We start from the raw sequence: 11,453 nt of genomic DNA, 5'->3' as shown, positions 1-11,453 counted from the left end.
CCGACAGCCTCGAGGAGGCCGGCGAGGCGCTGTTCGCCTTTACCCGGCTGCCCTCGAGCCAGTGGAAGTCGGCGCGGACGACCAACGCCATCGAGCGGCTGCATGAAGAGTTCAGGCGCCGCATCAAGACGCAGACCGTGCTGCCCTCGGCCGAGACAGCGGCCATGCTGTTCTGGGCCTTGCTCGCGTCAGGTCAGATCAGCATGCGCAAGGTTGACGGTTGGCAGAGCCTCGGTCAGCCGTCCGCCAAAAGCATGATTGACCTCGCCGCCTGACGCGATACCGTCATCGCGCCGGAGACAGCGTGGCCATTTCCAACACACCCCGCGACGGCACCCGCCCCTTCCCTCCCCTTGCCGCTCCCACAGGACGGCGCCGCTGGTGATCAGACCAGCTTCGCCGCGCATCGTCCAGACGAACGCTGCCAAAGCTTTGTGCGCTGCTCGGGCTCCTCGGATACCTCCTGTCCAGGGTGGTCGACCTGGTTTACCGGGCGGGTGCCCCTATCTCCCGCTGGTGCGCCAGGATCTACGCAGCGGGCTTGGCGTGCAGCGCACACTCGTCGTGCGATGTCTCTCCCCGGCACCACCGGGGATGGGGCTACAGCGAGTGCATTGAAGGGCACAGCCCTCTGCACGATCGGCGTAGGGGCAGGAAGGGGCATGCTGGCGTCAATCGATTCAACGCGAGGACGTAGGGCCGTAGAGCCACCGTTTTTCAGTTGGGAGATCCCGAGCGTAAGCTGTTGAGGAACAAGGTCCGTGCGGGCGCTGCGCTAGGATTGTGCTACCGTTCGCGCTTCGCCATAGTTTGTCAAAACTTACTGCGTGACGGCTCGCCACTTATCGCCAGCCTGGGGGATCCGGCACGAATGTACCGGCAACTTCCTGGCTGAACTTGCACGTCCACTGGCGCACGGTTCTGTAGCTGACGGCAATGCCTCGTGCGGCCAGCCTCTCTCAATGAAAGGCAGTCTGTGCACAATTCGAAATATTGCGAAGCCGCATGGCTGAAACCTGGATCGGAAAGCCGCAGGCGGCATGGGGTGACTTGTAGACCGAGCTAACTTTGCACGGCTCCTCGACCAGACCGGGCCGCCAAGCTTCCCTCAGCTTGGCAGTGCCGCTCCGCCTACACTTCCTACTTTATTGCGCAATAATCACAACTATGACCACGTCACCCTCTCTATGTGCAGGAAGTCCGTCTGAGTACCATCGGAGAAGGCGATGTGACCTGAGACGGGCCGGTCAAAGGCAAAGGCTTGCTCCTGTTGCAGCACTGTTGCTCCCGGCGTGTCCAGGATCAACGTCCACCCAACTCCGTCAGGTACCCCGGCGCCAACAATGTCGATCTGGTCCGTCCAGGCTCCACCACCACCATTGATCGTGTCATGGCCGCCGTTAAGGGTCAGGAGGAAGTGATCGGCGCCTTCGCCGCCTGTCAGTGCCTCAGAGGCAGTGGTGCTGGTGAAGCTTTGGCCCGCTACCTCAACAGCCGTTGTGCCGCCTACATCAAGCGCAACGCTATGCACTGTAGAGGTCGCACCCGTATCGTCGATTATGGCGACACCAACAGTACGAGTACCTGCGCTGAGGCCTGCGGCATCGCTGCTTTCGAGCACAAGCGAACTCAACACAGCGCCATACACACCGGGTGAAGCATTACCGCCGAGGCGCAGCGTTCCAGTAGCTGCATCGAAACCACCCCCTATGATTTCGATGCCGGTGTCGCCAATCATCTGATGCCCGTCCCGGTCGGTGATGACGAAACCGGAGATGCCAAGGCTGTCCCCTAATAAAGCGCCTGTAAGGGTGACAGTGGCCCCAGTTAGATAGGCACTGTCTACGTCTGCCGCCGACACACCGCCCGTGCTCAAGGCGGCGGCAGAGCCTGCTGCTACAGGCTCCGAGGCGGCCAGCACCAGCGTCGGAGCATCGTCGACTGCTGTGATGGTGATACGGAATGAGGCGCTGTTGCCGGCAGTACTGGTGGAGCCGAGCTCCATGTTGGTGATCTCAGCGGTCAAGGTGACAGTGCCGCTCCAGTTGGGTTTAGGGATGAGGTCCAGCCCTGTTAGATCCTCGGCTGCGACCTGCCAGCGGCCACCATCTAATAGCGTACCTTTCGACAGACTGAAGCCATCGGGCAGCCCGCCGATGGTGATAGCGGTGATTCGTTCCGACCCATCATCGTCCACCAGCTGCGCTTGCAGGTCAAGCGGCAAGCGGTTGTCCTCCGAACCGGACAGATCGGCCACACCGAGCAGTGGCGCGTCTGCGACACCGGTCACACCAACATGGAAGCTAATCTGGCTGGTGGTGACGGACCCGTTAGAGCTTTCACGGGCGTGAGCCAGCAAGGTCAATGCCATGTCGCCACTCCAGTCAGCCGGAGGCGTCATGGTAAGCCCGGGCAGGTCCGCCTCCGTCAGCGTCCAGCTGCCGTCGCCATTGTTGGTGCCTGCCGATAGGCGCGTGCCCTTGGGCAGACCCTGCAGCACTGCAGAGAGCACCTCCGAACCGTCTAGGTCGCGCGGATGAGCTGAGAGGTTGAGCGGTATAGAGTGGTCTTCAGAACCCATTGCATTCGCCGCGGTGGCAATAGGGGGATCAGCTAGTGCGGTCACATGCACCTGCACGTCCTTGCTGGTCGTGCGGGTATGGCCGTTGCCGGCCTCTCGCACTGTCGCCGCGACCGTTACATGGAAGTCGCCACTCGCATTAGCAGGCGGCACGAACTGCACACCGCCAAGGTGAGCGGGGTCAACCGACCACCGTCCTCCTCCAAGGTCAGTGACGCCCGTGCCTGTGATACGAGCGCCTGCTGGCAGCCCGGACAGCATGACCGCCGTGATGCTCTCACTGCCGTCCGGATCTCTCAACGCGATGTTGAGGTTCAAGGGCACCGCCAAGTCCTCAGTCCCGCCAGACGGAGCCGCAGTGATGGTGACGGCGTCCGCCACAGGCGTTACCTCCACCGACAGGGCCGCCGTGGTAGTCGCGCTATCGCCCGTGGCCTCAACGGAAATAGCCCTGACCGTAAGGTTAATGCTGCCGCCAAAGCCCGCCGGCGGCGTCAGCTTTAGCCCTGCTAGTTCGTCAGGACGCAGTGCCCACACGCCAGTAACAGGATCCCGTACCCCTGCCGAGAGCAGGGCGCCGGTCGGCAGTCCGTCGATTCGGACGCCGACCGTCTCCCGACCGCCATCAGAGTTAGCTCCGGTGATGCCGATGACTAGATGGACAGAGGCATCCTCGGCTGTCACGGCATTGGTAACGGAGAGCGAGCGCGCCTGTGCGGCTGGGGCAAGGGGCGCGGGTGTTGTGGCCAGAGAGGTTGGGGTCTTGCCAGAAGCGTCCGCAAAATCGAGATACTCGACATTCTTGATCTTATCTACGGCTCCGCTTTTCGAAGCGACGCTGAACTGGTAGCCCTCTGGGTCGCTCGTGAGCGCAGTAACCACATAGTCGGCGCGCTTGCCTCGGTATACAAGACGATCGTCATCGGCACCGCCGTCGATCTTGTCAGAGCCGGCGCTACCCATGATGGTATCGTCCTCGGCGCCAGCGACGATAATATCGTTCCCCGCGCCGCCATCGATGCGGTCTTCATCGTCACCGGTAATGATTGTATCGTTTCCGGCGCCAGACAGGACTGTCAAGTCCTTATTGTACCCTGCTGCGTTCAATTTGAACGATGAGCTTTGGAGCGCTTCGATAGCGGCGTCGCCAAACGAATGTTCAAAATTGGTCCCGATTGAGACGCTTACCGTTCCCGTCCCGAGAAGTTCGAGCCGCTCAGCGCTTGTCACCAACCGGACTACGCCTCCGCCCGAGGCAGCGGGCGCGACGAACATCGAGTCGTCAACCGTTTGAAAGGTTCCTAAAAGGCGCACCGTGTCGTCGTCCGAGCCGGCGTTCACTACTGTGGACGCGAGCTCAGCGCTTGAGCCGAACACAAAAGTGTCATTGCCACCATCGCCAACAAGCTGGTCGCGAACTCCGGTGTTGCTGCCATAGCCGTAGAGGGTGTCATCGCCATCGTCGCCAATGAGTTGATCCCGGCTGACGCGACCGTACAGGGTATCGTTGTAGTCCGTCCCCTTGAGCGTGGAAGCAGATGCAGTCTGAGTCACTCCAGCTGTGCCGCATGTCGGTGCTGGAGCGGTGCTGTTGCTCGCTATCGAATCGATGTCGGAGCCAGACCCGCTGCCAGAAGCCCCGCCACTTCCCGACCCCGGCGCTGCGACGGCGACGGTGACGCTGCCGGTGCGGACGGCCTGATCTCCTTCGCGCTCCACGGCAACTCCGGTGATGCGAAGGGTAAATGTGCCGCCATAGCCAGCGGGTGGGCGGACGGCGAGGGTGGCGAGATCCGAGGCGGGCACGAGCCACAGCCCGCCACCGGCCGGCGTGCCGGCTGAGAGGACAGCGCCTTGCGGCACGTCACGCACCCAAGCCTGTAGCGTCTCCGATCCGTCCGTGTCGGCCAGGGCTGCTGTGACGTGCAGCGGGATCCAGCCATGGCTGGGGTCCACGCTGTTGTGCCCAGCACCACTGGAATCGAGCAAGGTCAGCACCGGATCATCGGCGTCCCCGGCTGGATCCACGACGAGGCTGCCACCGATCTGCCGCCGAATGCCACCTGTATCCTCGACGGTCATGTGGATGGTCAGGGTTGCCGCCAAGTCGCTGTGCGGCGGCATAGTCAGGGTGACCCCCGCCATACGCGCCACATCGATGCGGTAGAGACCCTCGGCGCCTGGTGTGACGATGCTGTTGTCGGCCAGCCGCAGCACAGCACCTGCCGGTACCCCGCTGATGGCGATGTTGCCCACCAAGTGCTCCGAGCCATCACGATCGGCTAGCCCGGGATCCAGGTTCAAGAGGATAGGTTGGTCCTCAGTGTTTGAGGCTCGCCCCCAATCGCCCGAAACTCCATCCAATCCGCCCACCCGTGGTGCGTCCACAACCGCGCCCACACGCACGGTGAAAGTGCGACTGGTGCTCACCTCGGAGCCGCCATTTTTCTCCTGTGTCACGGCGGTGAGGGTCAAGGCGATGCTGCCGGCGAAATCTGGCGGCGGCCGCAGCACGGCCCGCGCCGCCTCCTCCGCCGTCAGTGACCACGTCCCTGGACCGCGATAAGAACCCACTGACAAGCTGGCGCCATTTGGGAGGCCAGACAGCACGAAGCTCAGGATCTCCGACCCATCTGCATCTGGCTGCAGAGCCGAGAGTTGGAGGGGGATGGTCCCATCCTCCTGGCCGTGGACGTCCTGTGCCGAAGGCACCTCCACAGCGCTGTAGGTGAAGTCGTCCATGCCAAAATAGTCCGCGGCATGGAATTCCAACTTGTCGATACTGGAAAAGCGCTGGCCCGGGTGCACACTTCCGAAATCCACGTAATCAGTGCCGCCTTTGGGCACCTCAAAGGTCATGGTGCCTACCAGCGCGCCGTCATCATAGGCTTTGGCGGTCACCATCAGACCTTCGGTAAAAGCCGAGGAGAACTGCGCGCCTGAGAAGGAGAAGTCGGCCTTATCGGCACGCTCGATGACAATCGGGCTGCCAGCCGGCTCTAGATAGCCCGGCACCTCGAAGTTTCGAGCTTCGCCGAAGAACGCAAGAATGGTGCCGGAGGAGGTAGTGTAGCCCGTGTTGCCGCTCGGGGCGTGAATGCCGGTCTGCGCCCAAGTGAAGCCACCATAGGTGCCGCTGAGCCGGGCCTCCTGATTGACCAGCGTGACGCCCTGCACATCGTCGAAGGTTAAAACTGTGCTGCCGGCCGAGGTCTTGTCCGTGCCTATCACCGGCACGGTAAGGTTGGGCGGAATAACGGGCGCATCCGCTACAGCTCGTACGGTGACGGGCAGGTCGAATGGTGCGCTCTCGGTACGGCTGCCATTTGGCTCGGCGGCAACGGTTGAGACACGCAACACGAAGTCTTGGTCGGACTGCCATGGTGGGATGATGCGCAGACCGGTTAATTGGTCGGGCCGCAGAAGCACACTGCCATCGGCCTCCCGGGCGACTGCCAAGCCACCGGCCTGCACCACTGCCCCGACTGGTACATCCTCAATCCGAAGACCAAGAATATGCTCCGACCCGTCGAGGTCGCCCGCCAGCGCCGTTATGCGGAGAGGAATGGCGGTATCCTCGTCACCAATTGCTGCCGTGGTGCGCAGCAGCGGCACATCCGCAACCCCTGTGACATCAACGGCGAAGTCATGCCTGGCAACGGCCGTGCCGCCGCCGTACTCATGCGACGTGGTCACCAGGGTGAGATGCATAGTCCCGGAGAAATCGGGCGGCGGTGTAAGGGCAAGGTGCGGCAGATCAACAGGATCAACAGTCCAGCTGCCGTTGGCAGCTGGAACGCCGTGAGAAAGCTTGGCGCCAAGGGGCACGCCCAGGATCTGGAGCGCCAGTCTCTCCGACCCGTCTCGATCAGACAGCGCCGCGGTGAGAGCCAGTGGTATCGCTGTGTCCTCGTGCCCGCTGACATCTGCGGCGTGAACCACCGGTGCATCGGCGACACCTGCGACTTGAACCTCGAGAGTCGAGGCCACCGTCTGCGACGCGCCCCCGCCGTCAGCGTCGTGCAGCACGGCCTCCAAGCGCAACGTGATGGCCACGTTACTGTTGGGCGGAGGCCGGATCGCCACCTGTCCTGTCTCCAACGCAGTCCGGTCCACCAACCAACTGCCGTCGCTCCTCGCCTCGCCTTGCGAGAGCGCCGCGTCCTCTGGCACGCCGTAAAGAACCACCTCCGGATCCCAAGACTCCGACGCGTCCAGTGACACGCCAAACGTTACCTCGAGAGGGATCCAGGTGTCCTCAGAGCCTGCCGCTTGACCAGCGAGCGTGGCGCCATCCACCACGGGCGCGACGTCGACGCTGAAACGCGATTCGCTTACAGCGGTGTGGCCAGCAGCATCCTGAACCGACCCACGCAAAACGAGATTCAGCGCACCAGCAAAGTCTGGTGGTGGCGTTACGGTCAGCCCTGGTAGGTCTGTCACTGCCAACAACCAGCTGCCGTCGGCTTGGGGAGCGCCTGCCGACAGCACCGCTCCATTTGGCAAGCCGAAGAGAGCGACCGTCAAGGTCTCGACAGACTGCCCCTCGATGGAGGTAACGGAAAGGGATAGGGGGATAACCGTGTCCTCCCATCCGGCGGCGGAGATGGCCGAAATCAGCGGCGCCGTCGGTGTACCCGATCCTGGCATGGTCTCGGGCGGAGGACTCCCGGGTGTTCCTGGAGCTGGCGCAGGCCCAGCCTGAGGCGGAGTACCCCCAGGTGTTCCTGGAGCTGGCGCAGGTCCAGCCTGAGGCGGAGTACCCCCAGGTGTTCCTGGAGCTGGCGCAGGCTCAGCCTCATGCGGAGCACCCCCAGGTGTTCCTGGCGCTGGCGCAGGTCCAGCCTCAGGCGGAGTACCCCCAGGTGTTCCTGGAGCTGGCGCAGGCCCAACCTCAGGCGGAGTACCCTCAGGTGTTCCTGGGCCGGACGCTGGATCCGTTTCAGATGGAGTATTGTCGAGCGTTGAGATCGGCAGATGGCCAGTTTCGGGCTTGTGCGCCATCGCCACACCTGCCGGCTCAGCGCCAAGCCTGCTAAGCTGTTCCAGTAATACCGCATCTGGAGCACGTAAAGCTGCCGGGGCGGTCTGGCTGATGGCCAAAGCCGGAGCAGCGCTTTGCGCCGTACCAATCTGTCCTGGCAGACCCGCACCAACCGCTTCGGTCGCCATCAAGGGCCGAGATGGCAGCGAGCTAGGTGGCGCCTCGGGATGAGACAGACCCGAAGTCTCGCTCGCCTCCTGACTGCTCATCAACAAGGGCCGATGGAAGGCATGAGGCGGTGGTCGCGCCACCTCAGGCGCCGATGAAACGGCCTCAGTAGCCATCGTCACCACCTCGGGCACAAGAGCCGCCGGCTGGGCCGCCTTCGCCGCGGAGGCCGGAGGCATGTGCAAAGGTGTCGCTTCCGTCGGAAGCGCAACGCCGAACTCTAACGGCTGAAGCGCCAGACCGCTGGCAGTTGCCGTACTTCCGGTCAACATGCCACCTGCAGCACTTGGCCCCTGCGGTAGCATACGCTGTACGGCGCGGAGTGCACGCAGCGACGCGTCATCGACGAGGCTCTCCACCTCGGCTGCGTCCGCAGGCGGCGTGGATATCGGCAGGATACGGCCATCCATTGGATGATCTCCTCAGCTCTTTTTTAATGGAATTGCGCACGGCAATTGGCAAAGCCAATGATGCAGTATTGCACTGGAGAATCTCTGGCCCGCGGTGTCTCAAAAAAATCGACCTGGTCTGGGCAGCTTCGGATCAGCCATCGTGATGGCGTGTTGAATGCCGAAAGAGGCTGCGCGTGTGTACGAACATCCTTGAAGCGCTTGCAAAGGATGCGGTCAGTTGCCGATGCAGCCATTTGGCTTTGCCACCCATCTTGAGCACCATTGGATGCGATCAAGCGTCCGGTCCTCGTCCCAGCGCCGCAGGTAGTCATTCACCGTGCTGCGTGGCGGCAGGTTCTTCGGCAGGGCCGCCCACTGACCGCCGGTGGAGAGGATGCACGTCACCCCATTCAGCACCGCGCGCTCATCCACCGTCCGCTTGTTGCCGCCGCGCTTTGCCAACGAAATCAGCGGGCCGATGATCGACTATTCCTCGTCGCCAGATCACTCGGGTAGCACAGCATGCTGCCGTCGTATTTTGGCGGGTTCTCGGGCGTCCACACAAACGCCGTTCTTCCTGCACCCGTCGCCGGGAGCCAATCACAACCGATTCAGATGACTCGATCTGTTTCCGAGTGGACACTATGGGCGACGGAAGCACTTGGCAGTTCCACACGAGGACGCAAACCGCTTGTATTTCGAATGTGTGTGAGACTTTCGGCCTGCTCGGCGGACATCGGACGTCCAAGCAGATAACCCTGGCCTTGGTTGCAGCCTACATCACTAAGCGCCTCTACCTGCTCCTCCGTCTCGATGCCCTCTGCGGTGATGGTCATACCAAGAGCTCGCCCAAGTGCAATGATCGTAGATACAACCGCCATTGCTTTTGGTTCGACGTCCATGTTCTTGATAAAAGATTGATCGATCTTCAGCTTATCAAAGGGAAAACGCCAGAGGTAAGCAAGGCTCGAATACCCTGTGCCGAAATCGTCCATGGAAATACCGCATCCGAGGTCACGCACAGCGGACAGGGTAGCCATAACCGCATCGGTATCTTGCAGCAGAAGACCTTCGGTAACTTCGAGCTCCAAGCGAGAGGGTGCTAACCCTGTGGCTGTGAGAGCATCGCTCACTGTCGCAAGAAGGGCTGCGCTGTTGCGGAACTGAGCGGGCGAGAGATTGACGGCGACTCTGATGCCTTCGGGCCAGGTGGATGCTTCACGACAGGCTTGGCGTAGAACCCAGGCGCCAATGGGAATAATGAGCCCTGTCTCCTCAGCAATGGGGATAAACTGGGACGGTGGAACGAGGCCGCGCTCGGGATGGCGCCAACGAATCAGAGCTTCGAAGCCGACCAGCCTGCCCTCAGGAAGCTCCTGGAGCGGTTGGTAAGCCAACTCGAAGCCGCCCTCCGCCACTGCGCAGCGCAAATCGTGGGTGAGGCGGCGGCGCTCGGCCAAGACTTCATCCATCCCGGCCTCGAAAAACCGCGCCACACCTCGCCCGTCGGCTTTGGCCCGATAAAGTGCAGCATCGGCTGCACGCAGCAGTGCCTCTGTCCCATTCGCGTCGCTGGGTGCGACCGCCACGCCCGCGCTTGCGCCGCAAGCGGCAACGCGCTGTCCTCCTGGTAAATCGTAGGGCTCCGACAAGACCGCAACCAAGCGTTCTGCGAGGCGCGCTGCGCCATGAGGCTGGGCAATACCTACTTGCACCACCATGAATTCGTCGCCGCCGAGACGAGCGACGGTGTCTTCTTGACGCAGTTCGGCTCGCAGTCGCCTCGCAACCTCGCATAAGAGTGCGTCACCAGCGGCGTGGCCGAGTGCGTCGTTCACTTCTTTGAAGCGGTCGAGATCAAGAGCGATCACCGCCACCTGTGAACCGTCGCGCTGAGCGCGGGACAAAGCTGCCCCAAGCGCTTCGCTAAAACTACCGCGGTTGGGTAGGCCGGTCAGCAGGTCATGATGGGCCAGATGATGCACCCGCGCCTCGGCAGCGCGACGTTCGCGCGTGCGGCGCCATGCAACTAAACCGGGCAGCAGTGATGACAGAAGCACCAGGACAGCAATCGCCAACTCTGTAATGGCGAAAGCTTGGCGGTAGAGCGCCTGCTTCTGCGTTTGGTCTACATAAACTTCCGCAACACCTATGATCGCACCGTCGCGATATGCGGGTACGTAAGCTTCGGCGTAGTAGGAGGGGCGTCGCGGCGGTTCGCCCCTGGCAGCCTCGACATGAACTCCGCCGCCTAGAACATGTGCTGCAATCTCGCTGTTACCTCGATGCGCAGCAAGTGTTCCCTCAAGCCCGCCAGCCCGCTCGAGATCATCAGAAATAAAGACAAGATTTCCCGCAGTGTCAAAAAGTTTGTAGCGAAAAACCTTCCCGAGGCGACGTCCCTGCGCCATGACACTCAGCGCTGCGGGCGAAGGAGACCGGCGGGCTAGAAGAGCAGGCAATTCGTCGCCAAGCATCTCGTCCATGTTTTGGGCCCAGGCGTGCGCTGTAGCCTCTGCATCTCGTCTTAATAGCCAGGCCGCGGCGCTTTCGTTGATCGCTGCACCGCCAAGTGCGAGCAGTGTGGCTGCTGAAGCAAGAGCGAGCAGCAAACGCGAAGCAGGGGGAACACGACCGAGAACGGCCAACGGTTTTGCGTACCAGTTCCAGGCCTCATCAGTTCGCTCTTGGGTAGACCGACGAAAGGGCATGAAAGTGGGCTCCGGCCGCATCGAGAACAGACAACATTCAAGGATTGCAAGGTCTCTTTTAGTATCTTTTGCCTCTTAGTGCCGGTTCGTTTGTGCCTCAAACGTGCCGGTGTCGTCGCAGTTGATCAGAACCTAATACTCGACGTCCGAAGGTCTGCCTCTTGGGGCTTGATCCGACGCGGACGGACGTGATTCATCGGCTGGCATGGCATCTGGGGATTGTAGTGCGCCCGGATGCTGAGACAGTCGGCTGCGCTAATCAGGCGGCCAAAGGTAAAGCGGCCTGCGGGCCTTGAGCAAGGCGGCGTTGCTCGGCGCGGATTTGGTTCGGGGTGCGGTAGCCGTGCCTGGCGACGAGCCAAGTGGCGTTGTAGTGGGCGACGAAATCCTGCAGCCCGCACCGCAGCTGTTCGATGGTGTCGAAGGTATGCACCCAGAGGAAGTTCTCTTTTAGGGTACGGATAAAGCGCTCGGCGACGCCGTTGCCCTCGGGCTGGCGGACGAAAGAGGGCGAGCTCTCGATGCCGAGGAAGGCGATCTCGTCCTGGAAGTCGCCG

The 11,453-nt window shown here is 62.0% G+C and carries 6 protein-coding genes; 2 read left to right on the top strand and 4 right to left on the bottom strand.

What is annotated here, in order from left to right; genetic code table 11:
- On the top strand, window positions 1-275 hold a 275-nt coding region (locus EP26_RS27390; RefSeq protein ID WP_211259579.1), incomplete at its 5' end, for a transposase.
- A gap of 890 nt (window positions 276-1,165) precedes the next feature.
- On the opposite strand, the gene EP26_RS27385 is transcribed toward EP26_RS27390, so the two are convergent.
- A complete protein-coding gene (locus EP26_RS27385; RefSeq protein WP_169747516.1) occupies window positions 1,166-7,231 on the bottom strand; it encodes a calcium-binding protein in 6,066 nt (2,021 codons plus the stop codon).
- Between the two features lie 23 nt (window positions 7,232-7,254).
- On the opposite strand from EP26_RS27385, the gene EP26_RS27380 reads away from it, so the two are divergent.
- Window positions 7,255-7,620, top strand: coding sequence for a hypothetical protein (locus EP26_RS27380; RefSeq protein ID WP_157033851.1), 366 nt, complete (start codon window positions 7,255-7,257; stop codon window positions 7,618-7,620).
- 799 nt (window positions 7,621-8,419) lie between these two features.
- Here the strand turns inward: EP26_RS27380 and EP26_RS32585 are convergent.
- The 3 genes from EP26_RS32585 to EP26_RS27365 form a co-directional block, all read right to left on the bottom strand.
- On the bottom strand, window positions 8,420-8,656 hold the full coding sequence (locus tag EP26_RS32585; RefSeq protein WP_342669133.1) for a transposase: 237 nt from the start codon (window positions 8,654-8,656) through the stop codon (window positions 8,420-8,422).
- 140 nt (window positions 8,657-8,796) lie between these two features.
- Window positions 8,797-10,896: a putative bifunctional diguanylate cyclase/phosphodiesterase gene (locus EP26_RS33890; protein WP_169747515.1), complete on the bottom strand. Its 2,100-nt coding sequence runs from the start codon at window positions 10,894-10,896 to the stop codon at window positions 8,797-8,799.
- A 259-nt stretch (window positions 10,897-11,155) separates the two neighbouring features.
- The coding region (locus EP26_RS27365) for an integrase core domain-containing protein (protein WP_043343727.1) at window positions 11,156-11,453 on the bottom strand (298 nt) is incomplete at its 5' end.

Source organism: Belnapia moabensis DSM 16746 (assembly GCF_000745835.1).
Taxonomy (GTDB): domain Bacteria; phylum Pseudomonadota; class Alphaproteobacteria; order Acetobacterales; family Acetobacteraceae; genus Belnapia; species Belnapia moabensis.
This window is presented reverse-complemented; position numbering and strand designations above follow the sequence as displayed.

Bases quoted from the DNA above. Each gene is read 5' to 3' on its own strand.
- EP26_RS27385 (WP_169747516.1), bottom strand. From the start codon at position 7,231: ATGCCAGGATCGGGTACACCGACGGCGCCGCTGATTTCGGCCATCTCC.
- EP26_RS33890 (WP_169747515.1), bottom strand. From the start codon at position 10,896: ATGCCCTTTCGTCGGTCTACCCAAGAGCGAACTGATGAGGCCTGGAAC.